The 24,910-nt window shown below is 61.8% G+C and carries 21 protein-coding genes; 11 read left to right on the top strand and 10 right to left on the bottom strand.

Annotated elements, in window-relative coordinates:
- Positions 1 to 118 precede the first annotated feature (118 nt).
- From CFR72_RS11440 to CFR72_RS11405, 8 genes are all read left to right on the top strand, one after another.
- On the top strand, positions 119 to 847 hold the full coding sequence (locus CFR72_RS11440; protein ID WP_244182266.1) for an aldehyde dehydrogenase family protein: 729 nt from the start codon (positions 119 to 121) through the stop codon (positions 845 to 847).
- Between the two features lie 158 nt (positions 848 to 1,005).
- Positions 1,006 to 1,986 carry a 3,4-dihydroxyphenylacetate 2,3-dioxygenase gene (gene hpaD, locus CFR72_RS11435; protein ID WP_110914069.1) on the top strand — a complete coding sequence of 327 codons (981 nt, stop codon included), beginning with the start codon at positions 1,006 to 1,008 and terminating at the stop codon, positions 1,984 to 1,986.
- A 50-nt stretch (positions 1,987 to 2,036) separates the two neighbouring features.
- Entirely contained in the window at positions 2,037 to 2,915 is an 879-nt protein-coding gene (locus tag CFR72_RS11430) for a fumarylacetoacetate hydrolase family protein (protein ID WP_110914068.1), read from the top strand.
- Positions 2,909 to 3,712: a 2-oxo-hept-4-ene-1,7-dioate hydratase gene (hpaH, locus tag CFR72_RS11425; RefSeq protein ID WP_110914067.1), complete on the top strand. Its 804-nt coding sequence runs from the start codon at positions 2,909 to 2,911 to the stop codon at positions 3,710 to 3,712. Before CFR72_RS11430 ends, hpaH begins: the two co-directional genes overlap by 7 nt.
- A 13-nt stretch (positions 3,713 to 3,725) precedes the next feature.
- Positions 3,726 to 4,526 (top strand): 4-hydroxy-2-oxoheptanedioate aldolase, encoded by an 801-nt coding sequence (hpaI, locus tag CFR72_RS11420; protein ID WP_110914066.1) that lies wholly within the window; start codon positions 3,726 to 3,728, stop codon positions 4,524 to 4,526.
- A 396-nt stretch (positions 4,527 to 4,922) separates the two neighbouring features.
- Positions 4,923 to 6,365, top strand: a complete 1,443-nt coding sequence (locus CFR72_RS11415; RefSeq protein ID WP_167400364.1) for a SphA family protein — start codon at positions 4,923 to 4,925, stop codon at positions 6,363 to 6,365.
- Between the two features lie 160 nt (positions 6,366 to 6,525).
- Complete coding sequence (pckA, locus tag CFR72_RS11410; protein ID WP_110914064.1) at positions 6,526 to 8,112, top strand: phosphoenolpyruvate carboxykinase (ATP); 1,587 nt, start codon at positions 6,526 to 6,528, stop codon at positions 8,110 to 8,112.
- Between the two features lie 517 nt (positions 8,113 to 8,629).
- Positions 8,630 to 8,866, top strand: a complete 237-nt coding sequence (locus CFR72_RS11405; protein ID WP_110914077.1) for a con-10 family general stress protein — start codon at positions 8,630 to 8,632, stop codon at positions 8,864 to 8,866.
- A gap of 160 nt (positions 8,867 to 9,026) precedes the next feature.
- On the opposite strand, the gene msrQ is transcribed toward CFR72_RS11405, so the two are convergent.
- The 3 genes from msrQ to CFR72_RS11390 form a co-directional block, all read right to left on the bottom strand.
- Entirely contained in the window at positions 9,027 to 9,644 is a 618-nt protein-coding gene (gene msrQ / locus CFR72_RS11400) for a protein-methionine-sulfoxide reductase heme-binding subunit MsrQ (RefSeq protein ID WP_110914063.1), read from the bottom strand.
- 1 nt (position 9,645) lies between these two features.
- Positions 9,646 to 10,599, bottom strand: coding sequence for a protein-methionine-sulfoxide reductase catalytic subunit MsrP (gene msrP, locus CFR72_RS11395; protein WP_110914062.1), 954 nt, complete (start codon positions 10,597 to 10,599; stop codon positions 9,646 to 9,648).
- A 275-nt stretch (positions 10,600 to 10,874) separates the two neighbouring features.
- Positions 10,875 to 12,266, bottom strand: a complete 1,392-nt coding sequence (locus CFR72_RS11390) for an NAD-dependent succinate-semialdehyde dehydrogenase (RefSeq protein WP_110914061.1) — start codon at positions 12,264 to 12,266, stop codon at positions 10,875 to 10,877.
- A gap of 90 nt (positions 12,267 to 12,356) precedes the next feature.
- On the opposite strand from CFR72_RS11390, the gene CFR72_RS17570 reads away from it, so the two are divergent.
- Positions 12,357 to 12,509 carry a hypothetical protein gene (locus CFR72_RS17570; RefSeq protein WP_167400363.1) on the top strand — a complete coding sequence of 51 codons (153 nt, stop codon included), beginning with the start codon at positions 12,357 to 12,359 and terminating at the stop codon, positions 12,507 to 12,509.
- Between the two features lie 43 nt (positions 12,510 to 12,552).
- Here the strand turns inward: CFR72_RS17570 and CFR72_RS11385 are convergent, their stop codons facing one another.
- Positions 12,553 to 13,608: an NAD(P)-dependent alcohol dehydrogenase gene (locus CFR72_RS11385; protein WP_110914060.1), complete on the bottom strand. Its 1,056-nt coding sequence runs from the start codon at positions 13,606 to 13,608 to the stop codon at positions 12,553 to 12,555.
- Between the two features lie 289 nt (positions 13,609 to 13,897).
- Positions 13,898 to 15,238 (bottom strand): B12-binding domain-containing radical SAM protein, encoded by a 1,341-nt coding sequence (locus CFR72_RS11380; RefSeq protein WP_110914059.1) that lies wholly within the window; start codon positions 15,236 to 15,238, stop codon positions 13,898 to 13,900.
- Positions 15,239 to 15,818: 580 nt separating this feature from the next.
- Here CFR72_RS11380 and CFR72_RS11375 point away from each other — a divergent pair.
- Positions 15,819 to 17,495: a SulP family inorganic anion transporter gene (locus CFR72_RS11375; protein WP_110914076.1), complete on the top strand. Its 1,677-nt coding sequence runs from the start codon at positions 15,819 to 15,821 to the stop codon at positions 17,493 to 17,495.
- A gap of 188 nt (positions 17,496 to 17,683) precedes the next feature.
- Here the strand turns inward: CFR72_RS11375 and aroA are convergent, their stop codons facing one another.
- Positions 17,684 to 18,955, bottom strand: coding sequence for a 3-phosphoshikimate 1-carboxyvinyltransferase (gene aroA, locus CFR72_RS11370; protein WP_167400362.1), 1,272 nt, complete (start codon positions 18,953 to 18,955; stop codon positions 17,684 to 17,686).
- Positions 18,956 to 19,122: 167 nt separating this feature from the next.
- Complete coding sequence (locus CFR72_RS11365) at positions 19,123 to 21,264, bottom strand: FUSC family protein (RefSeq protein WP_146220717.1); 2,142 nt, start codon at positions 21,262 to 21,264, stop codon at positions 19,123 to 19,125.
- A 280-nt stretch (positions 21,265 to 21,544) separates the two neighbouring features.
- On the opposite strand from CFR72_RS11365, the gene CFR72_RS11360 reads away from it, so the two are divergent.
- Positions 21,545 to 21,982 (top strand): Rrf2 family transcriptional regulator, encoded by a 438-nt coding sequence (locus tag CFR72_RS11360; protein WP_110914057.1) that lies wholly within the window; start codon positions 21,545 to 21,547, stop codon positions 21,980 to 21,982.
- A gap of 123 nt (positions 21,983 to 22,105) precedes the next feature.
- On the opposite strand, the gene CFR72_RS11355 is transcribed toward CFR72_RS11360, so the two are convergent.
- The 3 genes from CFR72_RS11355 to CFR72_RS11345 all read right to left on the bottom strand — a co-directional run bounded on the left by CFR72_RS11355 (position 22,106) and on the right by CFR72_RS11345 (position 24,507).
- Entirely contained in the window at positions 22,106 to 23,257 is a 1,152-nt protein-coding gene (locus CFR72_RS11355; RefSeq protein WP_110914056.1) for an SMP-30/gluconolactonase/LRE family protein, read from the bottom strand.
- A gap of 311 nt (positions 23,258 to 23,568) precedes the next feature.
- A complete protein-coding gene (locus CFR72_RS11350) occupies positions 23,569 to 24,108 on the bottom strand; it encodes a DUF1269 domain-containing protein (protein ID WP_110914055.1) in 540 nt (179 codons plus the stop codon).
- 216 nt (positions 24,109 to 24,324) lie between these two features.
- On the bottom strand, positions 24,325 to 24,507 hold the full coding sequence (locus CFR72_RS11345; RefSeq protein ID WP_146220716.1) for a hypothetical protein: 183 nt from the start codon (positions 24,505 to 24,507) through the stop codon (positions 24,325 to 24,327).
- Positions 24,508 to 24,910: the final 403 nt, after the last annotated feature.

Below are 24,910 nucleotides of genomic sequence, written 5' to 3'. Positions count from 1 at the left end.
AGTCGTTAAACAGGCTCAGACCATGGATCCAAAACACGGAGAAGAAAAAATGATCTCGCAGTGAAAGTGGCCATTGACGTGAAACTCCTCATGTGAGGGGGCCGACAGCCTCAAGCGCGTGCACTTCGAACTTGGCGGAAAAAACCCTGTCATTGTCTTTGCCGATGCGGACCTTGAACGTGCGGCGCAGGCGGTGGCGTTCATGATCTACTCCCTCAACGGGGAACGCTGCACCTCCTCGTCGCGGTTGCTGGTGGAGGAAAGCATCCATGACCGCTTTACCGACCTTGTCGCGCAGAAGGCGCGCGCCATAAAGGTCGGGCATCCGCTGGATCCCGAAACGGTGGTTGGTCCGCTGATCCACCCGGAACATGAAAGAAAGGTTCTGGAATATTTCGAAATCGGCCGGGGAGAGGGCGCATCGGTCGCCGTGGGCGGGACACGTGTGGACGGGCCGGGTGGGGGCTGTTATGTCGCGCCCACGCTGTTCACCCATGCCCGCAATGACATGCGTATCGCGCAGGAGGAGATTTTCGGGCCGGTCCTGACGGCCATTCCATTCCGTGACGAGGCCGAGGCCCTGTCCCTTGCCAATGGCGTGCAATATGGCCTGTCGGGATATGTGTGGACATCGGATGTCACGCGCGCCTTTCGTGTCGGTGATGCGCTGGAGGCCGGGATGATCTGGATAAATTCGGAAAATGTCCGTCATCTTCCGGCACCTTTTGGGGGGGTGAAAAACTCCGGCATCGGGCGTGACGGGGGGGACTGGTCCTTTGATTTCTACATGGAAACCAAGAATATCGCGTTCGCCACGACCGCGCATCCGATCCCGAAACTGGGATGAGGAAGAATCATGAAATAATAAAAGTTTTTGGGTGTCGCCTTTTTTCAAAAAGGTGACGTTCTTTGAAGCTTTTTGAAAAAAGCTTCACCAAAAACTTCTTTTCGTTTTTTCGGAATGTCTTGTAACGGGCCTGCAGGCAGTAATAACGGAGAAAAATAATGCCGATTCCCATGCCGAACCTCTATCCGCCTTTCAATATCGTGCGCCTGAGCCACGTGGAATTCATCGTGACCGACCTTGCGCGCAGTCGCGCCTTCTATGCCGATACGCTTGGTCTTCAGGTCGTGGCGGAGGAAGGGGAGCGTATCTATCTGCGCGCAATGGAAGAGCGCGGACATCATTGCGTAATCCTGCGACAGGGACCAAAATCCGAAATATCCATGCTGGCGCTGAAACTTTATTCCGAAGACGACCTCGACAAGGCATGGGACTGGCTGTGTGAGCAGGGATTGCCGGTCGAATGGGTGGAACGTCCCCACCAGGGCCGGACGCTGCGTACGCGCGACCCATCCGGCATGCCGCTGGAATTCTATTTCCAGATGGAACGCCTGCCCCCGATCCATCAGAAATATGCGCTCTATCACGGGGTAAAGCCGCTGCGTATCGACCATTTCAACTGCTTTTCCACGGATGTCGATGCATCGGTCGAATTTTACAACCGGATCGGTTTCCGCGTCACCGAATATACCGAGGACGATGAAAGCGGGCGACTGTGGGCGGCGTGGATGCACCGCAAGGGCGGCGTGCACGATATTGCATTCACCAACGGGCGGGGGCCACGCCTGCACCATACCGCGTTCTGGGTGCCGACGCCGCTGAACATCATCGACCTGCTGGACCTGATGTCCACCACCGGATACCTTGCCAATATTGAACGTGGCCCCGGCCGCCATGGCATTTCGAATGCATTTTTCCTGTATATCCTCGACCCAGACGGGCACAGGATCGAAATATACTGCTCTGATTACCAGACGGTGGACCCCGACCTTGAACCCATCAAATGGGACCTGAAGGACCCGCAGCGCCAGACATTGTGGGGGGCGCCCGCGCCGCGTTCATGGTTCGAACATGGCAGCGTCTTTACGGGGGCACGGGTGGAAGAACCCCTGCTGAAGGCCCAGCCAATCATCGCACCGTAATGCCGTCCCCTATCGAAAGGGCAGTTCCCGCCAGAGCAGGATCGCGTGAAATGTTTCCGAAATTCATCAGTTTTTCAAATCAGGGACGCCCCGGTTACGGTCTGGTGCGCGAGGACGGGATCGTGGACCTGTCGCGCCATTATGGTGACCGATGGCCCACATTGCGCGCCGTTGTGGCCGCAGGTGCGCTCGACGAACTGGCCCATGATGCGCAGGGATGGGTGGCGGATCTTGTGCACACCGCCATTCATTATGAAATTCCCATTCCTGATGCGGAAAAGATCATCTGCGTGGGTGTGAACTACCCTGACCGGAACGCGGAATATAAGGACGGGCAGGAGGCCCCGCCCTATCCGTCGCTGTTCCTTCGCCTTGCACGCAGTTTCGTCGGCCATGACGAACCGCTGCGTCGGCCGCCGGAATCCGTGCAACTGGATTATGAGGGCGAGATCGTCGTGGTGATCGGCAAAGGGGGGCGGCGTATTCCCGCCGAACGCGCGCTTGAACATGTGGCGGGCCTGTCGCTGTGTAACGAGGGGACGATCCGTGACTGGGTGCGGCATGCGAAATTCAATGTGACACAGGGCAAGAATTTCGATGGGTCGGGTGCGATCGGCCCGTATCTGGTGCCGTTTTCCGATCCGGCGCAGATGGCCGACATCACACTGGAAACCCGTGTGAACGGTGCGGTGCGCCAGCATGACCGCACGGGGCGGATGATATTCCCGGTTGCGTATCTTGTCTCCTATATCTCGACCTTTACCACCCTGACACCCGGCGACATGATCGTGACCGGCACGCCCACCGGGGCAGGCGCACGCCATGACCCGCCCATCTGGCTGAAACCCGGCGATGTGGTGGAGGTGCAGGCCGATGGGCTTGGCACCCTGCGCAACAGCGTGATCGACGAAGGGGAAAGCCCATGCTGACGACGGCCGAGCGTGAGGCGCAGGTCGCACTGCTGGACACGGCGGAGCGAAACGGTGTGCAGACCGGCCTGATTTCGGGCCGGTATCCCGATGCGGACCTTGACGATGCCTATGCCATCCAGGCGGGGTGGATAAAGCGCAAGATCGCGGCAGGCAGGCGGGTCATTGGGTGGAAGATCGGCCTGACCTCCCGGGCGATGCAGTCGGCGCTGAATATCGAAACCCAGGATTCCGGTGTCCTGCTTGACGACATGATGTTCGAGGACGGGGCACATATCCCGGCGGGACGCTTCATCCAGCCCCGGATCGAGGCGGAGATTGCCTTTGTCATGAAAACCCCGCTGCGGGGCGCGGATGTCGGGATATGCGACGTGCTTGATGCAACGGCCTATGTGGCCCCCGCGCTGGAAATCCTCGATACCCGTATCGTGCGCGTGGACCGTGAAACCGGGCGGGCCCGGACGGTTATCGACACGATTGCGGATAATGCGGCCAATGCCGGGATCGTACTGGGCGGGCAGGCGATCAGGACCGGGGACGTGGACATGCGGTGGATGGGGGCGATCGTTTCACGCAATGCGGTGGTGGAGGAGACGGGACTGGGCGCGGGTGTCCTGAACCATCCGGTACGCGGGATTGTCTGGCTGGTCCGTCGCCTTGCGGCCTATGGGCAGGGGATTGATGCAGGGCATGTCGTCCTGGCCGGGTCCTTCATCCGCCCCATCGAGGCACGACATGGTGACACCATCGTGGCGGATTATGGTCCCCACGGCACGCTGAGCTGTTATTTTGAATAGGGAGACACGGAAAATGCCTGCTCCTGACAACAGGTTCAAGAATGCCATCCGGAATGGGGAATGCCAGGTCGGGTTATGGCTGGCGCTGGCAAATCCCTATACTGCCGAAATCTGCGCCGGTGCGGGGTATGACTGGCTGCTGCTGGATGGGGAACATGCCCCCAATGACATCCCGACCCTGATGGCGCAGCTTCAGGTCCTGCATGGTGGCAGCCATCCGGTGGTGCGGCCCCCGACGGGGGCGGTGTGGATGATCAAGCAGATCCTCGATCTCGGGGCGCAGACGGTTCTGGTTCCCATGATCGAAAGCGCCGGACAGGCGCGCGAGATGGTGCGTGCGGTGCGGTATCCCCCGCAGGGTGTCCGCGGCATTGGCGCGTCGCTGGCGCGGGCTTCGGCGTTCAACCGTATTCCCGACTATCTTGCCACCGCGAATGCGCAGGTCTGCCTGCTTTTGCAGGTGGAAAGCCGCGCGGGCCTTGCCGCGATCGAGGAAATCTGCGCGGTGGAGGGGGTGGACGGGGTGTTTGTCGGTCCCGCCGACCTTGCCGCCGATATGGGATATCTGGGCCAACCCGGTGCGCCTGCGGTGCAGGAAGAAGTGGAAAAGGCCATCCTGCGTATCCGCGCCTGTGGCCGGCCCGCAGGTGTGCTGACGTCCGATCAGGCGCTTGCGCGGCGTTATGCCGAACTTGGGGCAAGCTTTGTCGCCATCGGGAGCGATGTCGGCCTGCTGGTGGCGGCCACGTCGCGGCACCTGCAGGAGTTCCGCACAGGCATGGCGCCGCCTGCGGCACAGGGCGGGGTCTATTGAACAGACCTTCCTGAAAACATGAAAAAAGTTTTTGGTGAAGCTTTTTTCAAAAAGCTTCGAGAAACATCGCCTTTCAGAGAAAAGGCAACGCCCGGAAACGTCTGAATCTCAAGCTTCAAACACGAACGGATGCCCATGCTGCCCCCTCCCGCGTCGTAACAGTGGCACGGGACAAGGCATGGGGCCGGAATCTCGATAAAGTCGGTCTGAAAAATTCTCCAGAATAACAAGAAAAAATGGAGTGCAGGTGACATGGCGACGAACGGGTATGCTGTTGTCCCGCCATCGCGTACAGGGCGATATGCCATCTATGATGCTGTGGCAGCGGTTTATTTCATTCTTGCAAGTGTGGTTTTCATCGGTCTGGGTGAACATGCCCATGACTATCCATGGGTCATGGCGCATCCCTATATCCTTGCGTTCCTGAAATTCGCCTGCCTTGCGACATTCGGGGAATGCCTGCGCGGGCGCATTGCCTCGGGCCGGTGGATCCCGCGTGCATTGCTGGCGCGCGTGGTGATCTGGGGATGTCTTGGGGTCTGGATCGCCTTTGCCTTTCAGGTGATTGATGCAGGTGTGGGCCACCTGCTTGGCCCGGGCGCGCATTCTGCCCTATGGCGTGCGCTGTGTGCGAGCGTGTGGATAAATATCCTGTCCGGTTATGGTTTTTTCATGATGACCGCGCATTTCGTGACGGACCGGGTCATTGATGACGGGTGGCAATCCCCATGGCACGCCCTGCAACATCCCAGCTTTTCGCCATGGGCGCGCATCGTCCTGCTGACGTTGGTGTGCTTCTGGGTGCCCGCGCATACCATCACGTTCCTACTGCCGCCTGCATGGCGTGTCGTCTTTGCGGCCTATCTGTGGATTGCGCTGGGGCTTCTGCTGTCCTTCAGCAATGCGCGCGCGCGCAGGCAGGCGCGGATGGACGCCGGCATGGCGGGGCATGGGGTGGCGCTTGCGCTGGGGTGTCTGGTGGTGCTGGCGTCAGGCCGTGCGTACGCCACCGAGGGCGGGGGCAGCGTCTATCCCACCGGGGTCAATACCGTGATGCCCGCCATCCTGCCCGGCCCGAACGAGACGGAACTGTTCAACTATATCGTTGATGTGCCGATGCCTTCGCTGAACAATGCGAAGGGCAAGTCCACCGTGCCGTTCCGTGCCAACCTGTTCGCCTATGCCCCGCGCCTTGTCCATGGATGGAACGTCGATTACCACGGCCTGCACCTTGAAACCGGTATCTCCCCCGTTCTGCAACGCAAGAGCGTTCGTGTGGGGGACAGCAGCGATTTCGCGATGAACATGTCGTCGTTCGACCTGCAGGCACTGTACCTGACATGGTCGCGTGGAAATGTGCATCTGATGGTGGGGCAGGATTTCTGGTTTCCCGGCTCCACCTTCAACCGTCGCGCGCTGGCCAATGTCAGCCCGAACAAGGTGACCTTCATGCCCGAGGGCGCGGTGACATGGATGCCGGGACGATGGGAAGTGTCCGTGGAATTCACGGGACAGTTTTCAACCATAAACCCTGCCACCCATTACCATGATGGTGCGCTGTTCGATCTGGATTACGGCATCGGTTATCGCCCCTTTCGCAAAATCCCGAAGCTGCAGATCGGGTTCCAGGGTAATTTCGCCAACCAGTTCAGCGATGACATGCAGTACGGCGTGCCGTACGAAAATGGATACCGCATGCGCAACTTCACCATCGGGCCACAGTTTGTCTATAGCATCAGGCGCGGCGTGGGCGTGGCGCTGAAGTGGCAGCATAATGTCATTTCCCACAATACGGTGGGCGGGGAGCGGTTCTGGGTGCAGTTCGCGTTCACGCTGTGAAATGGCTGATGAATAAAACAAAGGTTTTTGGCGAAGCTTTTTTCAGAAAGCTTTGAAGGATGCTGGTCTGTCAAAAAAATCAGCCCCCAAAAACGTCTTCACGGGTTTTGGGGCATGTCCGGATCCGGCTGTCAAACAAGAAAAAACGGGAGCGAACCTGATGAGCGGTTCCATCACCATGCAGACCACGTCCCCCCATGACGGCGCCTTCACCGATGCGCTGGCCGGGGCGCGGCATGTATTTCACAACCTGTCGGCCGGGGAACTGGTGGAACATGCCCTGCTGCAGGGGGGTGCGCACCTGTCGGATGGCGGCGCGCTGATGGTTGATACGGGGGAGCATACCGGGCGTTCGGCGCGGGACAAATTCATCGTCGATGAACCCGCCACCACATCGGAAATCTGGTGGGGCGAGGTCAACCAGCGCATGACACCCGCCCATTTCCAGCGCCTGCGCACCCGGGCGGAGGACCATCTGCGTCGTGGCGTGGTCTATGTGCAGGACGTGTTCGCCGGGGCGGACCCGCAATACCGCATTGCCGTGCGCCTGGTGACCGACAGCGCCTGGCATGCCCTGTTCGTGCGCAACATGTTCCTCCGCCCCACGCCGCAGGAGCAGGAGGGCTTTGCCCCGCATTACACGATCGTGCATGCGCCCGGCCTGCATGCCGTCCCGGCGGAGGACGGAACGCATGGCGGCACCGCGATCGCGCTTTCGCTGGAGCAGAAATGTATCGTGATCGTGGGAACCCGGTATGCGGGGGAGATCAAGAAATCCGTCTTTACCCTGATGAACTGGCTGTTGCCGCCCCACGGCGTCCTGCCGATGCATTGCAGCGCCAATATCGGTGAGGGCGGGGATGTCGCGGTATTCTTTGGCCTGTCCGGCACGGGCAAGACGACCCTGTCATCCGATCCGCTACGCCGCCTGATCGGGGATGACGAACATGGGTGGAGCGCGCAGGGCGTCTTCAATTTCGAGGGCGGGTGCTATGCCAAGGTCATCGGCTTGGACCGTGACAGGGAACCGGCCATCTGGCATGCATCGACGCGTTTTGGCGCGATCCTGGAAAATGTGTCGTCGCATGGGGGCGTCATTGATTTCGATGACGGGTCGCATACGGAAAATACGCGCTCGTGCTATCCGATCGATTCCATCGACCATATCCAGTCCGATGGATGTGGGGGCATCGCGCGCCATGTCGTGATGCTGACGGCCGATGCGTTCGGCGTGCTGCCGCCCCTGTCACGCCTGACGCCACAGCAGGCGATGTATCATTTCATGACCGGCTATACCGCCAAGGTCGCGGGCACCGAAAAGGGACTGGGCGCGATCCCGCAGGCGACATTCAGCACCTGTTTTGGCGCACCGTTCCTGCCGCGTCCGCCGGAAGTATATGGCGCGATGCTGAAATCCCTGATCGAGGAGCATGGCGTGAACTGCTGGCTGGTCAATACGGGCTGGACCGGCGGGCCATGTGGCACGGGGCAGCGTATGTCGCTGGCCCATACGCGCAGGCTGCTCAATGCCGCACTTGGCGGGGAGCTTGATGGGATCGTGTTTGAGGAGGACGGGTATTTCGGCCTCCTGATCCCCACGGAGGTCCATGGCGTTCCCTCCCACCTTCTGCGCCCACAGCATGCATGGGCCGATGCGCAGGCCTATGCCCGCGCGGCGGGGGAATTGCTGGATATGTTTGCGAAAAACGATGCCCTGAAAGAGAAAGTGGCGTCCGGGCGTGCATAGCACGGCCACGGGGCCGTTGTCCGGTCCATGAAACGTCACGGGTTCCTGGTGAAGGTTTTTCCAGGAATATTCAGGCGAACGCTGCCTTTTAGGGAAAAGGCAGCGTTTTTCATTGGGATCATGGATATGCACCCCGCGGACCGGGGTTTTGTCGTGTGTCGGTTCCTGCCGGCACAGTGTTGCGGCATGCCATTTGCCTCTTCCTTCCATCTTTTCCATGCTGTCCATGTTCCATGCCGGTGGGGATGGAGGAAACCGGTCAATAATATTGACACATAATCCGGTGTGTTATTACCAATATAATTCGTTATACATACGATATATATTTACATGCGGGCACAAAACGATCATTTTTATTATGCGGATTCTTTTCGGAATGCCGGAACTGCTGCCATGACGCATCGTTGAGTCGTCCACAGCGGCCCTGAAGGGATTGCTTTCCCATTCATGTTTTTCGCACGTGATGGGGAAAAACAAGGGTTCCGAAGCGTCGCTGCGATCTCTGGAGGAGATGACCATGACATATCGTACAGTCAACAGCCTCAATATCGGTACCATTGCCTTCGCTCCGGCGGACAGTCACGGTGGGGGTGGTGCGGCGAACAACCCCGGCAACTTCGCCAATGACCCCAAACGCGCGGCGGAAGCGGGCCATAAGGGCGGGCAGCACAGTTCCGGCAACTTTGCCAACGACCCGGAACGCGCGGCCGAAGCCGGAAGGAAAGGCGGCCTTCACAGCCACGACAAGTCGTGAAGGCAGGCTGAAAGGACGGGACCCGCAATGGGTCCCGTTTTTTTGAAAATCTGCTAAAAGTAACAAAAGTTTTTGGTGAAACTTTTTCCAAAAAGCTTCAGAAGACGCTGCCTTTTTAAAAAAAGTCAGCACCCAGGAACTTTCACCGCATCGGTCCCGGTTACCTGCGCCGCCGTATGATCCACCGGCCCCGCCACAGCACCAGCAGGCACAGCATGGTGGCATAGCCGACACTGGTGGGGGTATAGGTCTTGAACGCCATCAGGAAATGCACCGCGGCAAGGATCGCCACGACATAGACCAGGCGATGCAGCATCCGCCACCGGCGGCCCAGCCTGCGGATCGACCACGTATTCGATGTCACCGCCAGCGGGAGCAGCAGCATAAACGCACCCGCCCCGATCATCAGGAAAGGCCGGTGCGTGATGTCCCGCCACAGGACGGCCATGTCGAACTGCTGGTCCAGCGCGACATAGACCGCCACATGCATGCAGGCATACCAGAAGGCCAGCAGCCCGAACGTCCGGCGATAGCGCAGCAGGCTGTATCCGCTGACCTCCCGCACGGGGGTGATGCACAGCGTCACCAGCAGGAAACGCACCGCCCACAGCCCCAGCCAGCGTTCAAAGACATTGACCGGGTCCGCCCCCAGTCGGTCATGCGCGCCATACCAGAAATACAGTGCCGCAGGCCCGAGGCCGAGCAGCGTGATGACCCATGTCTCGAACCGCCATGGCATGACGGTCCGGTTGCGCGGTGTGCCGGTCAGGTAGGGCATGTCAGAAGTGGGTCCGCAGGTTCATCTGCCCATACAGGCCCGCGACCTGTTCGCCATATCCGTTGAACATCTGCGTCCTTTTGCGGCCGCCGCCGAAAAAGCCGCCCGCGCCGATCACGCGTTCTGTCGCCTGGCTCCATCGTGGGTGGTCCACATCCGGATTGACGTTGGCAAAGAAACCATATTCCGAAGGGGCCATGCGGTTCCATGTCGTGGTGGGCATCTGCTCCACCAGCCGGATGCGCGTGACCGACTTGATCCCCTTGAAGCCATATTTCCACGGCACCACCAGCCGCACCGGCGCGCCGTTCTGGTTGGGCAGCGTCTGCCCGTACAGCCCGACCGCAAGGAAGGTCAGCGGGTGCATCGCCTCGTCCAGGCGCAACCCCTCCACATAGGGCCACGGCAGGGCGTCAAGGAGGTTGCGCTGCCCCGGCATCTCCCCGGGGCGGAGCACGGATTCGAACGCGACGTAGCGTGCGCTGCCCAGTGGCTGCGCCTGCTTCAGCAGCGCCGCCAGTGCGAAGCCGTCCCACGGGATGACCATCGACCATGCCTCCACGCAGCGCATGCGATACAGCCGTTCCTCCAGCGGCATTTCGGCCATCAGGCGGTCGATGTCCCACACGCGCGGGCGTTCCACCAGCCCCTCGACGGACAGGGTCCATGGGCGTGGCCGGAATGCGCCGCCATAGGTGGACGGGTCGCTTTTCCCCATGCCGAATTCATAGAAATTGTTGTAATGCGTGACATCTTCCAGCGGCGTTGGCGTTTCGGCCGCCTGATACGGGCCGGGCAGCGTATGCAGGGCCGCCGCCATGGCCGGGCCGGCATGGCCGAACGGGGCGGCCAGCGTGGCGGATGACGCGGCAGCCATGAAATGACGACGCGATAGCCATGCCGCGTGTGGCGTGATCTCGCTGGAGGGTGGGCGGGGATAGGACCAGCGTGCCATGGATGCCTCTTTCCCAAAGGGGGACAGCAGCCATATTGGGTGTTGCCCATGCCGGAGGCAAGGTGAGAGGTCGCGTTTGCAGGGGATGGCGGAGGGATTGGGTGCCGTATTTTCAAGGGGGCGATGTTCTTTGAAGCTTTTTGGAAAAAGCTTCACCAAAAACTTTTGATAATAAGAAGTTTTCTGGTTCTTTTTTCAAAAAGGGACATGAAGGTACGACCGGGCCTGCGGAACATGCTGTCCCGCAGGCCCGTGGTCCCCGCATCCAGTGAAGGTCAGGCGGCAGCGTCGATCGGCACGACGTCGATCAGTTTCTTGTTGACGAATTCCTGGATCCCCAGCGACGAAAGCTCGCGCCCATATCCCGACCGCTTGATCCCCCCGAACGGCAGGTCGGCGCGGGTCCAGGTCGGGTGGTTGACGAACACCATGCCGGTTTCGATCTGCCGCGCGATCTCCGTCCCATGGTCGGTATCGCGGGTGAAGACCGATCCCCCCAGGCCGAACGAACTGTCATTGGCGATCCGGATCGCCTCATCCTCGTCGCGCACGCGAAAGAACATGGCGACGGGACCGAACAGTTCCTGGTGGAAGACGTGGTTGTCCGGTGTGATGTCCGTCAGGATCGTGGTCTGCACGAATGCGCCGCGCTGGGGCGGGGTCGGTCCCACACGGATCGCCTTTGCGCCATGTTTCACCGCGATGCGGACCTGTTCGTTCAACTGGTCCGCGGCAGCCTGTGACGACATGGGCGGCAGGCCCGTGGCCTCGTCCATCGGGTCGCCCGGTTCCAGCCGCCCCAGTGCCTCGGTAAAGCGGCGGAGGAATTCATCGGCGATATCATCCATGACGATGATGCGCTTGGACGCCACGCAACACTGTCCGCCATTGTTCATCCGGCCCCATACGGCCCATTTGACGGCCTGTTCCATGTCCGCATCCGACAGCACGATGAAGGCGTCACTTCCGCCAAGTTCCATCGTCGTCTTCTTCAGGTTCTGCCCCGCCCGCGCGGCGATGCGCGCGCCCGCGCCCTCGCTGCCGGTCAGGGCGACACCAATGATGCGCGGGTCGTCAATCAGGGTCTCAAGCTGCGCGTGGGTGGCATACAGGTTGGTGTACAGCCCCTGTGGCGCGCCCGCATCGTCAAAAAGCTGTGCGAAGGCGGCGGCCGACTGCGGCACGTTGGAGGCATGCTTGACCATCACCACGTTGCCCGCCATGAACTGTGGCCCGACCACGCGCGCAAGCTGGTAATAGGGGAAGTTCCATGGCTCGATCGCAAGGATGATGCCCATTGGCTGGCTGATGACCATGGCGCGATCACCCCGTCCCGCTTCATCCGGGACAGGCTGCGGGGCGAGGAATTCCTCCGCCTTGTCGGCGTAGTAATCGAGGATATCGGCCGACAGCGTGACCTCCTGCTGGCTTTCGCGCAGAAGCTTGCCCATCTCCAGCGTCAGGAGCCTGGCATAATGGTCGCTGTTTTCACGCAGCAGCCGTGCCGCCTTTTTCACGATGGCGCGTCGTTCGGAAAAATCGGTGCGCGCCCATCTGGTATAGGTGGCCTGCGCCTGTGCGACCGCCTGTTGCAGTTCGTCGGCGCGCAGGTCGGGAAAGGTCGCGACCAGTTCGTTGGTATAGGTGTTTACGGTCTTGTAAGCCATGGAGGACTCCCGTGCAGAGGGGAGCGAGCGTCCATCTACGTGACATCGACGCGACCAGGATGGTCGCGCGACGCTCGTTCCGGAATTGGCGTGCCCCTATCCAACATGCGGGGCGACCAAAGGTTCGGCAGGAAGCGGTTTTTTTATCGGGGCGTGGTGATTGCTTATGAAAAAGGAAAAAGTAAAAGAAGTTTTTGGGTGCCGCCTTTTTTCAAAAAGCTTCAAGAAACGCCGCCTTTTTGAAAAAAGGCGGCACCCAAAAACTTTTTGTGGTTTCCGGATGATCTCAGGCGGTGGCCGGCATGGTCGCCATATCGATGACAAAGCGGTATTTCACATCGGATTTCAGCATGCGGGCATAGGCGTCCTCGATCTGGTCCATGCGGATCATCTCGATATCGGCGGTGATGTCGTGCTCCCCACAGAAATCCAGCATTTCCTGCGTTTCGGGGATGCCACCAATCAGCGACCCGCTGAAACTGCGGCGCTTCATCAGCAGGCTGAACACCGAAACCGGCAGCGGCGTTTCCGGTGCGCCGACCTGCACCAGCGTCCCGTCACGCTTGAGCAGTTCCAGATAGGCGTTGATGTCATGGTTGGCGGCAACCGCATCAAGGATGAAGTCGAAACGCCCATGCTCGCGCGCCATGGCGTCGGCGTCCTTCGACAGCACGACCTCATGCGCGCCAAGGCGCAGGCCATCGGCGACCTTGCTGGCGGATGTGGTGAACAAAACCACTTCCGCGCCAAAGGCACGGGCGAATTTCACACCCATATGGCCAAGCCCGCCAAGTCCGACGATGCCAACCCGCTGTCCCGGCCCCACCTTCCAGTGGCGCAGCGGGGAATAGGTGGTGATCCCTGCGCACAGCAGCGGGGCAACGGCGGCGGGGTCAAGCTTTTCGGGGACCTTCAGCACGAAAGACTGGTCCACGACGATGGCGCGCGAATACCCGCCAAAGGTGATGCCGCGGCCCTGCCGGTCCTCTCCGTTATAGGTGGGGACGAAGCCCTGTTCGCAATACTGTTCGAACCCGTCACGGCAGCTTTTGCATTCACGGCAGGAATCGACCATGCAGCCAACGCCCACAAGGTCGCCGGTGTGAAAACGCGTGACCGATGCACCCACCTGCGCCACACGTCCCACGATTTCGTGCCCGGGGACGCAGGGGAAGATGGTGTTGTGCCATTCGTCGCGCGCCTGGTGCAGGTCGGAATGACAGACGCCGCAATACAGGATGTCGATCTTTACGTCATCGGGGCCGGGGTCGCGCCGGTCGAACGTGATGGGGCCAAGGCGTGCATCTGCGGCGCTCGCCGCATATCCGGTGCATGAAAACATGAAATGCCCTTTGTGCCAGGATGGGATGATGAAGGATCGGCCACACCATATCGCGTGACAGGGGGGCATGCGACCCTGCAACGTAATTGCACGAAAGCGTGAAAGAGGCGGCTGTCCGCTCCCGCGGTGGCGCATGGGGCGCCATGCATCACGGTCCTGCCCCGGATGGGCCGTTATCGCAGCGGCAGGCCGGGGGCAGGGGGTCTTGTGGAAAGCCCCAAAAAAAACGCCGCCCTTTTGAGGAAGGGCGGCGTCCGGAAGGACTATTTCCGATACGGGCGGCGTATCATCAATAGATATCGAAATCGTTGTTCCCGGTGGACGAAAATGCCATCCGGCGTTCGGACATGTTCAGGATCCACGATGCCATGTCGGACCGCGACTTGGGGAACGGCAGCCGGTGGAAGATCGAATGCATGCCATAGAAGGATTTGTACATCCGCTGGATGCGCTGCTCCATCTGTCCCGGCGTGCAGTCGCGCGGCCAGATATGGCAGACCTGCCCCGGCCAGCGGTCGATATCCTCGGGGTCGATGATGCGCCCGGCCTTGAGCATCTTGTCAAACAGGGCGGTGCCCTTGGTCGGGGTCAGGATGTTGAAATAGGCCGCCGGAACCTTGTGTTCCTCCAGGAAACGCAGGGTATTGTCATAGACATCGGGGTCCTCGTCATCATAACCGAAGATGAAGTTGAGGGAGTAGCTGATGTCACGGCGGCGCATGTTCTCGAACATCTCGCCATAGCGGGTGGTCTTGTTCCAGCCCTTCTTCATGTCGGCCAGCGTCTCGGCATCGATGCTTTCGATGCCGATATTGACGTGCATGACGCCACTTTTCTGCGCAAGGTCGAGGAAATCGGTATCAAGGCACAGGTTGGACGACCACAGCGTGGACCAGCGGATCTTCAGCGGGACCAGCCCTTCCATCAGTTCCATGGCCCGGCTTTTCTTGCCGCCGAAATTGCTTTCGCCAAAGAAGAAATGCGATCCCTTGTTCTTGATGCGCCGGATTTCATCGACCATCTGGTTGACCGGACGCCAGCGGTAGCGCCCGCCAAGGTAGAACCGTTCGGAACAGAAATCGCACACGAACGGGCACCCGCGTGACGACTGTACCGCAAAGGTACGGAACGGGCCGAATTTCTTCAGGTCCAGCAGGTCATAGCGTGGCGGCGGCAGGTTATCGAGTTCCTTGAGCGGCGTCGCACGGTAGATCTTCTTCAGCCGTCCCGCCGCCGCATCCTCCAGCATCGTGGTCCAGATCGGCTCCGCCTCGCCCACGCCGACGGCATCGCAATATTCCGCGGCTTCGTCGGCATAGAAGAAGACATGCGGCCCGCCCATGATGACGGTCACGCCACGGCGGCGGAATTCGGTGGCGATGTCATAGGCGCGCGGCGAATGCAGCGTCCACGCCGTCAGCGCCACCACATCGACGGGCGCGTCGAAATTGATGTCTTCGAGTTGTTCATCAAGCAGCGTGACCGACCATTCCCGTGGCGTCAGCGCCGCAAGGTAAGGCAGGGCGAGGGGAACCATCTGGCGTCGTCGGGTCTTGAAAATCGTCCGGTCCGTTTTGGATCGGTAATGCGAGGGCTGGATGATGAGCAGTTTCGGATGGCTGAGGGACATAACAAAATCTATGGCAATGATGGGGGAACGTTTTTTGTGATAATCCTGTTGTCGGGCAGGATAGACAGCGGACCGATGCGGTCCAGATTGAATATATCTATATGTTATATATCAACGCCATGGCTTAATCGACGCAATATACGTGCAGCGCATACCGGGTTTGTAAAAAGATATAGCCTTGGACGGCGGTTCACGATCACATGACAAATATAAAATACAAAACAGTATTTGAAAAAATCATGAATAATAATCCATTATGATTGATGATTTTTAAGTAAACGAAATAACATGAAGTATTATTTCGGAAACCGCGCAAAACTTTCATGTTGTCCGTCGGATACTGGATACTTCAAAAGTGAATACCTGATATTTTTGTGGCGAATATGTATGTTTGCCCGTCATGGCGGGCATGCGCGATGCATTACCGCCTGTCACGTGCCCGTGCGCGCGCGATCCGTGCGTGCTGTGGCGTGCTGCGTGCATTTTACGATATGATCGACGGTCTTTGCCACGGTGACGTGGCGCGGCCCGGCTTTGTGGTCCGGGTGGCAGGATTACGGGCGATTTTGGTATCATGGTCATGAAAACAGGTGCCGCACAGGGCCCGCGCGCGCCGGGGGGATGGCGTGCGCGCCTGCGTGACGTTATCGCGGGGATATCGCTGGCGTCGATGAACATCCCGCAGGTTCTGGGCTACACCCGCATTGCCGCCATGCCTGCGGTGACGGGGCTGTATACGGTGCTGCTGCCGCTGGTGGCGTTTGCGTGTTTCGGCGCGTCGCGTCATCTGGTGGTGGCGGCCGATTCCGCCACCGCCGCCATCTTTTCCAGCGCGCTGGGCCGCATGGCCCCGCCGGGCAGTCCGCATTACATGGCGCTGGTCAGCATGGTTGCCCTGCTCAGCGCGGGATTCCTGCTGGTTGCGCGCCTGTTCCGCCTTGGGTTCCTGGCCGATTTCCTGTCGCGTACCGTGCTGGTGGGGTTCATGGCGGGGGTGGGGATCCAGGTCGCGCTGGCGATGATGCGCGACATGCTGGGCATCGTGACCACCGCGCACAATCCGCTTCTGCAACTGTTCCAGACGGTGGCGCACCTGCCACGGGCCAGCGGGCCGACCATGGTGCTGTCGGCCTTTGTCGTGGGGCTGATCATGGTGGGCGACAGGCTGGCGCCGCGCGCGCCGCTGGCGCTGGTGACGGTGGTGGGGTCGATCATCGCCAGCATGGTGTTCGGCCTGTCGGGCCATGGGATAGAGACGCTCGGCCCGATCGAAAGCGGCCTGCCCCGCCTGCATGTCCCCGATGTGTCATGGAACGACATGCTCGCGCTGCTGCCGGTCGCCACATCCTGCGTGTTCGTCATCATTGCGCAGAGTGCGGCGACATCGCGTGCGTTCGCCCTGCGGTTTCATGACCCGGTGGATGACAATGCGGACATCCTTGGCCTGTGCGCGGCCAATGCCGTGGCGGGGCTGAGCGGGACATTCACCGTCAATGGCAGCCCGACCCAGACCGCGATGGCCGCGCGGGCCGGTGCGCGCACGCAGCTTGCGCAACTGACCTTCGCCGCCGTGACGGCGGTGGTGCTGGTGTTCCTGACGGGGCCATTGCGGTACCTGCCGCGCTGTGTCCTGGCCTCCATCGTCTTTACGGTGGCGGTGGGGATGGTTGACCTGCGCGCGATCCGTGCCATCCAGCGTGAAAGCCCCGGCGAATGCGGGCTGGCGCTGGTGACGGCGGCGGCGGTGGTCGGCATCGGGGTGGAACAGGGGATCTTCCTTGCCATCGCACTGTCGCTGTTTCGCCATGTGCGCCACAGTTACGAACCCCACACCATGATCCTGTGCCATGACCCGCATTCCGGCCTGCTGGAACCGCGCGGTGTCGCCGCCGGGGTGTGGACGTCGCCGGGACTGGTGGTCTACCGGTTCTGCGCGGACCTGTTCTATGCCAACTCCGCCCGGTTCGTTGCTGATGTGCGCGTGATGGTGGAGGGGGCGTCAAGGCCCCTGTCCTGCCTTGTGGTGGATGCCAGCGCCATTACGGATATCGACTTTTCCGCCGCCAGCGACCTGCGCGACCTGTTCACCGCCCTGCGCGCGCGGGGCGTTACCGTGATCTTTGGCCGGGTCAGCCCCTACCTGCGTGCCGACATGGACCGCCACCGAATCACCCCCGTGGTGGAACCCGCCAACATCCACGCGCAGCTCCATACCGCCGTGGCGGCGGCAGAGGCAATCATCGGACAGGAAAAGTAACGGTTTCCAAAGGTCTGCGATCTTTGGTGGGGGTTCGGGGGCAACGCCCCTGAGGAAGTCGGCGTTTGCCCCACCCGGGCTCTGCCCGGACCCGGCAGGGATCGCGATCCCTGCACCCTGATTCGTTAAAAGTCATGGTTTGCAAAGGGCAATGCCCTTTGCCGGGTTTCAGGGCAGCGCCCTGAGCCTTAATTTGACCCGCAGGGCGCGATCTTCACGCCCAGCGCCCGCAGCGTGTCCCAGTAGGCCGGGAACGTCTTGCCCACGCAGCCGGGATTGAGGATCGAAATCCCCGGGATCTTCAGCGCCGCAAGGGCAAAGGACATGGCGATGCGGTGGTCGTCATAGGTCTCGATCCGCACCTCTTTGGCGGTCTGCGCGGGGTCGGGGCTGGGGAAGACCAGCAGGTCGTCGCCCTCTTCGCGTGCGTAGGCGGGATTGATGCGCTGCATCTGTGTTGCGAGCGCATGCGTGCGGTCACATTCCTTGACGCGCAGGTTCTCGATCCCGACAAAGCGCACCGGCGTTGCGTTGAACATCGCCATGACCGCCAGCGTCGGGATCGCGTCCTGCATCTGCGACCCGTCGATCACGGCGGGCATATGGGGGAAGGACTGGATCACGCGCCACGCGGCGGCATCGGGCTGCGTGAAATCGTCGATGGGAAAGCCGATGTCGATCGCGCCGCCCGACAGCGCCTCGGCCGCCCACAAGTACGTCGCGGCGGAGGCATCGGGTTCGATGCGGAAGTCGGTCGCGGTATAGCCGCCCGGTGCGACGGTCCACGATGCGTCATCCCCGGCCGTGACGCTGGCGCCAAAGGCGCGCATCGCCGCGATGGTCAGCCCGATATAGCCCTGCGCCCCGATATGCGGCCCGGACAGGCTGATGCGCACGGGTTTGCTGCTGCATGCCGCCATCATCAGCAGGGCGGAGACGTACTGGCTCGACAGGCTGGCGTCGATTTCCACCGCCCCGCCCGACAGCCCGCCGGTGCCATGGATGGTGACGGGCGGGCACCCGCTTGGCGCGCTGGCGTCGATGCCAAGCTGGCGCAGCGCGGTGACCAGCGGGGCGATGGGGCGGCGCGCCATGTTGGCGTCACCCCCCACGACCACCGTGCCGCGCACCAGTGCGCTTGCCGCCGTCAGGAACCGCACCGCCGTGCCCGCATTGCCCAGGAACAGCTGGGCGTCCGGCGCGCGCAGCATGCCGGTGGAGCGCACGACAAAGCTGGTCGCATCGGGCTGTTCCACCTCCACGCCCATCTGCCGCAGGGCCTGCGCCATGTACAGGGTGTCGTCGCTTTTCAGTGCGCCCGTCAGGTGCGACGTGCCGCGCGCCAGTCCCGCCAGCAGCAGGACGCGGTTGGTCACGGATTTCGACCCCGGCAGGACCACGCGCCCCTGCAGCGGGGCGGTCACGGGCTCTATGCTCAGGCAGGGGAGGGGCGCGTTCATGAAAAGTCCGTCTTCCGTCATCATGGGGTGGGCCATGCCAGCCCCCGCCCTGCCGTCGCGGCGGGAAAGGGCGGGAAGGGAATGGCCCGTTTTCGTCCGGATCTGGCGATATCCGTGCTGCGGTCATATCACCGCGCCGGAGGTTTTACCACGGGCTGTCGCCGTGCTCAGGCGCGGGCGCGCGGGTCGGGACAGGCGGCGCCGGGGCTGAAAAAGACATTCCCCCGGCCCAGTTCGGTCGCGACGATGATCAGGCCGCCCAGCGCGGCACTTAGCGCGATGCGCGTGCCCGTATCGCCGGAGGTCCGCTCCATGCCATGCAGGCGCTCGAACGTGGCGCGGACCTGGCGCGCCAGCGCGGCCGGGCCGGTGGCGGCATGCGACAGGGCATCGAACAGGGCCGACAGGTCGTCGCGCGCATTGTCCGGAATACGCGGGTCGCCACGGAAATCACGCAGGTACAGCAGGTTGCGGCCAATGGTCATGACCGAAAACGCCCCATGCAGCCACGCATCCGTCAGGCGGTCCCCCCTGTGGCCCATATGCGCGATCAGGTTTTCCATGCCCTGTATGATGCCGCCGATCCAGACGTCTTCCTCCATCCGTGCGGGCGTGCGCCCGATGCGATGCAGGTTGCCCAGCGTGCGGGCGCGGAACAGCGCGCAGAACCGCCGCAGGTTGAACGGCAGCACGTAGCGGAAGACCAGCACCCCGAAGCCAAGGCCGCTGAGCAGCGCGAAGGTGGTGTTGAACCATTGCAGTTCGTCGATGCGGCTGTGGTTGTCGAGGCCGAGCAGGTAGGGGAAGAAATTGCTGAACGACGCGGCCATCGCCGCCGTGGAGGGGTTGCGTGTCGCCAGGCCGCCGATGAACATCGGGATCGCGATGCTGAAGCACAGCACGGGATAGGCCGAGGTCAGCGGCATCACCACGAAGACCGGGACCACGGCGGCCATCGCCGCCCACACCGCGCCATAAAAGAACGCCGCACTGGCCAGCACCGTGTTGCTGAAGGAGGCGAAGCGCGCGCACACGACACAGACAAAGGTGACGAACAGCGCACCCTGCGCCCATGCCGTCGTCTCCCATATCAATGCCGCCGTCAGGACCGCGACGCCCGAACGCAGGCCGTTATGCCATGCGGCATGCCAGTTGTCGGGACGCGGCAGGCTGAAACGCCCCGGCGTCAGCGCCTCGCGCGGGTCATCGGCAAAACAGGCGAGGAGGTGGGAAATCTCGTGCAACAGCAGTTCCATTCCCTGCAGCACGATCCGGTCGCCCGTTGCGGCCTCGATCGCAGCATTATCGGTCAGGGGGCGCGTGGTCCATGCGATGCCATCCGCGCACCGTCGGGTCAGGTGCGCCATGTCGGTCCGTATCCGCGCCAGCGCACGCGCATCGCCCAGCGCATCGGGCAGAAGCCCCAGCAGCGCGATCGTATCGTCGATGACCGCACCCGCAAGCGCGGAGTGATCGGGAATCGCCAGCAGGCGGCTGCGCATGCCCAGGCCCCGCGACGTCATGCGCGTGACCAGTCCCAGCGTCGCGCGGGCGAAGGCGACGACGTGCTTTTCCCGCCCGACCTCGATCGCGCTGAATTCGATCCGGTCATTGAGCAGCAGCGCGCGTGAGAAGATGCCATGCAGGTCGCCTTCCGGCGGGGGACGGCCGGCAAGGATGTCGCGTACCGCCATCGCCGCCTGCGTGATGATCTGGCGCAACTGCGTCGTCACGGCCTCGCGCGCCTGGGCCGCGACGTTGGGCAGGCAGACCATGCCCACCACCATCTCGCAGATCACGCCCAGCAGGATATAGCTGCCGCGCGCCATGGCGAGGGTGAAGACCTGGTCCGCGATGGCCGTCGCACTCAGTGCCACGATGGCGCAGGTATAGGCCGTCAGTACGAAGGCGTAGCTGCGGAAATTATGCACCAGCGTGCCCAGCGCCGTGCACAGCCCCACCCACAGCGACAGCGCGGGGAAGAACAGCCATGGCGATTGCGGGAATGCCGCGATCAGCACGATGGCCGAAGCAATGCCCGCCAGCGTGCCGACAATGCGCCAGTGCGCCTTGGAAATGCTTTCGCCGCGCGTGCCCTGCGCCACGATCCACACCGTCATGGGCGCCCATTGCGGTTCGCCCAGTTCCATGCCGAACGCGATGGCCAGCGCCAGCAGGGCGGCGATGGTGGTGCGCAGCGAAAACCCCGCCGCCGTCAGGCGTGGCGCATACAGCCACGCCCCCGGCAGCGCGGTGGTGAAGGGGCGTGCAAGGAAGCGCCACGGGGCGCGCGAAAGGAAGGGCCGCATTTTCACCGATATGGCGCGCCCCGTGGCGTTCGTCACGCGAATATTACAAATTTATCGAAGCAAAATGCACGATTGCCCTCAGGCGCATGCATCTGCCCCAATCCTGCCCCGTTATGGCCGTAAAGTCAGGCTTCATGGGTCCGCGGGCAGATGCGCATACAGGCCGTCAGGGTTATAAGAGACTGGTCTAATGTGTTGTCTGTTTGCAGATTTTATATAAAAGTGAAACTGGCGACCCGACGTCGCAGGATCAGTCATTGCGTGCGAGATGCAAAATTAGATGCAGCTTTCCCTACACACAGACCATGCAGTGAAATTCCTTATCTGCATGACGCGATATTCCAGCAGGTCGGCCAGTGTTCAGGACATATCGGGCAGGTGCGGCCTGTCGGCCCAGGAAGTCGCCGGGGTCCTGCACGACCTGGACCGCTGCGGCCTGATCGAACGGTCCACCGCCGGGGATGGGCTGCTGCGCCTGCGCAACAAGGACCCGGCGCGGGTGCGTGTCGGCGATGTCATCCGCTGTATCGAGGCCGCACGTCCCGCCACCCGGCAGCCCGGCGCCTTTGCACAGATGTTCGACATGGCACATGCGGCCTTCATGGAGGCGCTGAACGATTATTCCCTGTCGGATATCGCCCACCTGTCTGGCGGGGAGGTCGCACGTACCGGCTTTCCCACGGGTGCGTTTGGCGTCTCCGTCATGGTGCCGGGATAGATAGGCGCGCCTCCATCTGGCGGATAACGGCAGATCTGGGCCGAAAAAGCGTCGAAAGGCACCGCCTTTCCCGATCATGAAGGCAGAGCCCGGGATGTTGATCCGTTTCCCTGCGGCGTCCCTCTACCGCACGGGCCTGAGATGCAGGTCCATGCGGTAGATCGCAACCGGCAGGTTCAGGTGCGACCTGCCATCGCGTTCGAACGTGGCCGTGCGGTTCAACTGCACGGCGGGGATCCATAGCGCGCCATCATGGGCGATCCACATGGCGTCGGCCCAGACCAGTCGCCTGTCCGCCACCAGTGTCGAGACCTGTCCCCCCGGCGTAATGCGCAGGATCCGCAAAAGGTTCGTGTCGGACACATACAGGTTGCCGTCCCCGTCAATGGCCGTGCCGCCGGTGGTGGGCGTGTCGTGGAACAGGCGCACCTGTTTCTCCAGCGCGGCGGGCGACAGGCCCGCATCCTCCAGCGCTGCGGTGGGGACGACCCACATGGGGCCGGAACTTGGCTGGAAATACAGCTTCGTCCCGTCGGGGGAGACCTCAAGCTGGTCCGCATGGACGCGCGCGGGCCTGCCGTTGCTGATCAGCAGTTGTCCTTCGGCATACATCGGGCGTTCATCGGTGGTGGAGCGCGCATGTTCCAGCACCCGCCGCTGCCGCCCGGTGTTCATGTCCACCACCACCAGTCCCGGATCACCCGCATCCGTCAGGAACAGGGTGGAACCATGGAAACGCAGGTCGTCGATATAGGTATGTGGCGTGCTGGCGTCGGCAAGGCTGATGGTGCGGGTGACCTGCCCGGTCGCGATGTCGATGACCACCAGCTTGGCCTTGGCCCCGGTGGGGGGATTGGGCGCGCCGCCGACATTGGCCTCCCCTGAATCCACGACCCACAGCTTCCCGTCGGGGCCGATGCGGATCGCGTTGACGCGCACGAACGCATGGTCGTTGTCATGCGACGTGGCCCAGTCGTTCCATTTCGTATCGGGATAGGGGCGGGCCGTGCCATCGGGGGCCAGTTCGGCCACCGTCGGCCCCGGCGTGTCACCCCCGCCCCAGTAAGGGAAGGAAACGAATACCCGCCCGTCATCCGATACGGTCACCGCGTTCATCACCCGTCGGGAGGTATAGGCGACCTTCAGCGCGGGGGATTCGGTGCGTGTCGGGGTGGCGGCGCCAGCCTGCGGCAGGCCACCGCCCAGACACAGCGCAAGGCCCAGCAGTGCGGGCAGGCGGGGACGGAGGTGGCCGGTGGGGCGGAACAGGCGCATGCGGTTTCCTCGGGCGGTGGTGGGAAATCATCCTATCATCCCGCTCCCACGCCTGCTCATCAACGATATGTGGGCGCGGGGGCACGGCCCATGGCCATCACGTCATGGGAAGGCCATGGTTTCCAAGGGGCAATGCCCTTTGGCGGGTTTCAGGGCAGCATCCCGCGCGCGCCCCACGACATTTCAGGCCCGGCCCACACGCATTCAGGGGCATTTTGCTGGAAAAACCGCAAAAAGAATGCCGCCTTTTAAAAAAGGCGGCATCCGAAAACGCTCATTCCATGTTTTCAGAAACACGGCCGTGGCCGCGTTCAGGCGGTCGGCGTGGTCTTCGCCGCGACTTCGCCCAGTGCCGCGCGCAGCTTTTCCTCGTCGGCTGGGGACAGGGAGGTCTGCAGAATGCGGGCATGGCCCTTGAACTGCTTCAGGTCCGCCAGAACCTTCTCAGGCTGCGACTTGCGCACCAGGATGAACAGGGCGGAGGTGTTGACCGGGATCGTCGCCCCCAGCGACTTGATGAACTTGTCATCAATGCCGTAATCGCTCATGGAGCCAGCCAGCGCGCCCGCGCCCGCGCCCACGACGCTGCCCGCGACGAACCCGGCCAGCGGGTTGAGGAACAGAAGCCCCACCAGCGCGCCCCAGAACCCGCCGGAGAACAGGCCATAGGATGCGCCCACCTTCTCCAGGTTCACGGTCTGCTGCAGGTGGATCTTGCCCGACGCGTCACGCACGACGACGACCGCGTCTTCCAGGTCCAGCAGGTATTCCTTTTCCAGCGCCTTGCATTCCGTCAGGGCGGCGGTGGCTTCGTCGATCGCGTCGAAACCGATGACAATCAGGTCGGACATTAATGTTTCCTCAGTCAGCTTGGGCTTGGGGAGCCAGCATACAGGGCATCCAGTGGATGCGATGTTGTAACACTACTGTATTCCCTCAAGGTTCCGTGACATTTTTCAGAATGGGAGCCTCCATGTGAATGCAGGTCTGCCCCCCTTGCGCCTGGACGGGACCATCACGGGGGCATGGCCAAGGCCCATGATGCGCGTCCACTTCCGCCCATGCGCCTATTGCGGCAGTCCCTGATCGTATCCGCCGCCTGCGGTGCCGCCCCGTTGCGTGGACTGCGCGCCCGATGCGGTCAGGGGCGATGCGGACGGGTCGCCATGGCGCGGTGTGATGCGTGGGTCAGGCCACATGCACCCGGCCATCGCGATGATACAGGACAGGCAGAGGAGGAGGCGCGGCACGGACATGACGGTTCCCCGGATAATCCCGCCCCGATGCGCGAAACGCCGGGGGCAGGAAGTTCAGCGCCGATGATCTTGTGTCTTCTTTCATCCACACGGCATGGGATGCACGTTGCTGAACGCCCGCCCCTTGGCGGGGTTGCGTCGCGTGTCGTGGCGGCTGGCCATCAGGATGGCCGGGTAACGATGTAAATAATTTTCATTCGCAAAGTAATGGGGCCGGCCCCATGTATGTCGTCATGACGGCATCGTGCGGGATGATGTCCTGCCCATGTCACCATGCATGATATTTTGTGCAGGAATCGTCCTGTATTGTCTATATACGGAAGAATATAGTTATTTCGAAAGTTCTGGCCGATATACATTCCAGAAAATTATGTGTCTTTACTGCAACAGTTGGTGC

Origin of the sequence: Gluconacetobacter entanii, from assembly GCF_003206495.1 — a bacterium.
GTDB classification, from domain to species: Bacteria; Pseudomonadota; Alphaproteobacteria; order Acetobacterales; family Acetobacteraceae; genus Novacetimonas; species Novacetimonas entanii.
The sequence above is the reverse complement of the archived record's forward strand: the minus strand, read 5'-3'. Positions and strand labels throughout refer to the sequence as shown.

What these genes read in the sequence shown, in the direction of transcription:
- CFR72_RS11365 (WP_146220717.1), bottom strand. Translation starts at nt 21,264, where the DNA reads ATGCGGCCCTTCCTTTCGCGCGCCCCGTGGCGCTTCCTTGCACGCCCC.
- hpaH (WP_110914067.1), top strand. Translation starts at nt 2,909, where the DNA reads ATGCTGACGACGGCCGAGCGTGAGGCGCAGGTCGCACTGCTGGACACG.
- hpaI (WP_110914066.1), top strand. Translation starts at nt 3,726, where the DNA reads ATGCCTGCTCCTGACAACAGGTTCAAGAATGCCATCCGGAATGGGGAA.
- msrP (WP_110914062.1), bottom strand. Translation starts at nt 10,599, where the DNA reads ATGGCACGCTGGTCCTATCCCCGCCCACCCTCCAGCGAGATCACGCCA.
- CFR72_RS11380 (WP_110914059.1), bottom strand. Translation starts at nt 15,238, where the DNA reads ATGTCCCTCAGCCATCCGAAACTGCTCATCATCCAGCCCTCGCATTAC.
- aroA (WP_167400362.1), bottom strand. Translation starts at nt 18,955, where the DNA reads ATGAACGCGCCCCTCCCCTGCCTGAGCATAGAGCCCGTGACCGCCCCG.
- CFR72_RS11430 (WP_110914068.1), top strand. Translation starts at nt 2,037, where the DNA reads ATGTTTCCGAAATTCATCAGTTTTTCAAATCAGGGACGCCCCGGTTAC.
- hpaD (WP_110914069.1), top strand. Translation starts at nt 1,006, where the DNA reads ATGCCGATTCCCATGCCGAACCTCTATCCGCCTTTCAATATCGTGCGC.
- CFR72_RS11415 (WP_167400364.1), top strand. Translation starts at nt 4,923, where the DNA reads ATGGCGCATCCCTATATCCTTGCGTTCCTGAAATTCGCCTGCCTTGCG.
- msrQ (WP_110914063.1), bottom strand. Translation starts at nt 9,644, where the DNA reads ATGCCCTACCTGACCGGCACACCGCGCAACCGGACCGTCATGCCATGG.
- CFR72_RS11375 (WP_110914076.1), top strand. Translation starts at nt 15,819, where the DNA reads ATGAAAACAGGTGCCGCACAGGGCCCGCGCGCGCCGGGGGGATGGCGT.
- CFR72_RS11390 (WP_110914061.1), bottom strand. Translation starts at nt 12,266, where the DNA reads ATGGCTTACAAGACCGTAAACACCTATACCAACGAACTGGTCGCGACC.
- CFR72_RS11350 (WP_110914055.1), bottom strand. Translation starts at nt 24,108, where the DNA reads ATGTCCGACCTGATTGTCATCGGTTTCGACGCGATCGACGAAGCCACC.
- CFR72_RS11405 (WP_110914077.1), top strand. Translation starts at nt 8,630, where the DNA reads ATGACATATCGTACAGTCAACAGCCTCAATATCGGTACCATTGCCTTC.
- CFR72_RS11385 (WP_110914060.1), bottom strand. Translation starts at nt 13,608, where the DNA reads ATGTTTTCATGCACCGGATATGCGGCGAGCGCCGCAGATGCACGCCTT.
- pckA (WP_110914064.1), top strand. Translation starts at nt 6,526, where the DNA reads ATGAGCGGTTCCATCACCATGCAGACCACGTCCCCCCATGACGGCGCC.
- CFR72_RS11360 (WP_110914057.1), top strand. Translation starts at nt 21,545, where the DNA reads ATGCAGCTTTCCCTACACACAGACCATGCAGTGAAATTCCTTATCTGC.
- CFR72_RS11355 (WP_110914056.1), bottom strand. Translation starts at nt 23,257, where the DNA reads ATGCGCCTGTTCCGCCCCACCGGCCACCTCCGTCCCCGCCTGCCCGCA.